The 1,231-nt window shown below is 57.6% G+C and carries 1 protein-coding gene; it reads left to right on the top strand.

Going from position 1 to position 1,231, the window contains the following annotated elements; translation table 11 throughout:
* On the top strand, positions 1-1,231 hold a 1,231-nt coding region (ectB, locus tag AC0L2H_RS32425), incomplete at both ends, for a diaminobutyrate--2-oxoglutarate transaminase (RefSeq protein ID WP_064987731.1).

Below are 1,231 nucleotides of genomic sequence, written 5' to 3'. Positions count from 1 at the left end.
CTTGAGTCTGAGGTGCGCAGCTACGTCCGAGCCTTCCCCGCCCTATTCGATCGCGGAGTCGGGACCACTCTCATCGCTGCGGACGGTCGGGAATATCTCGACTTTTTCGCCGGTGCGGGCGCGTTGAACTACGGGCACAACAACCCCGTAATCAAGAAGCCGCTGTTGGATTATATCGAGCGCGACGGAATCGTGCATGGCCTGGACCTTGCCACAACAGCCAAGAAAGCCTTCATCGAAGCTTTCGAGCAGTACATTCTGAAACCACGTGGTCTGTCTTATAAATTACAGTTTCCCGGCCCCACAGGTACGAACGCAGTCGAGGCGGTTCTGAAGCTGGCTCGCCAGGTGACCGGCAGGTCGAACATCGTCTCGTTTACCAACTCGTTTCATGGGGAAAGCGCTGGAGCGTTGGCAGCGACCGGAAACAAGGAGCACCGAGCCGCTGCCGGCTTTCCCCTCGCCCATGTGACATCGCTGCCATACGAAGGCTATCTGGGGGCGTCAGTTGACACGATCGATTACTTCAAAAAGCTTCTCAATGACCCAAACAGTGGCCTCGACAAACCTGCCGCGGTGATCCTGGAAGCGATCCAAGGCGAAGGCGGCATCAATGCTGCGAGCGTTGATTGGCTGCGACGGCTGCGCGAGCTAACGTCGCGACATGGAATCTTGATGATACTGGATGACATCCAGGCAGGAGTCGGTCGCGCAGGCAGTTTCTTCAGTTTCGAAGCAGCTGCAATTGTGCCGGACATCGTTACCCTATCCAAGTCCCTGTCGGCAATCGGAACCCCGATGGCCCTTATCCTCATCAAGCCTGAACTTGATGTCTGGGCGCCGGGTGCGCATACCGGGACTTTCAGAGGCAACAACTATGCTTTCGTCACTGCTCGTGCGGCCCTAGAAGCTTACTGGTCGGACTCCAAGTTCGAGGATGAGATCGCTGGTAAGTCTGCGATCTTGGCTGAAGAACTCAGGGCGATCGCAGAGGACTTCCCCGTTCTCGGCCTGAGCGTGCGAGGCCGCGGTCTGATGTACGGACTCGTCTCACCGAAGCACCACTCCTTGCCAGGTCTGGTTTCCCAGGAGGCTTTTCGTCGCGGCTTGGTGATCGAGATCGCCGGCTCGTACGGTGAGGTGCTTAAGTTCATGACTGCCCTCACCATCACGGAAACCGACTTGCGCCGTGGTCTGTCCATCATTCGCGACAGCATTGGCGCAGTAGCGG

The organism is Mesorhizobium sp. WSM4871 (assembly GCF_055811295.1).
This window is presented reverse-complemented; position numbering and strand designations above follow the sequence as displayed.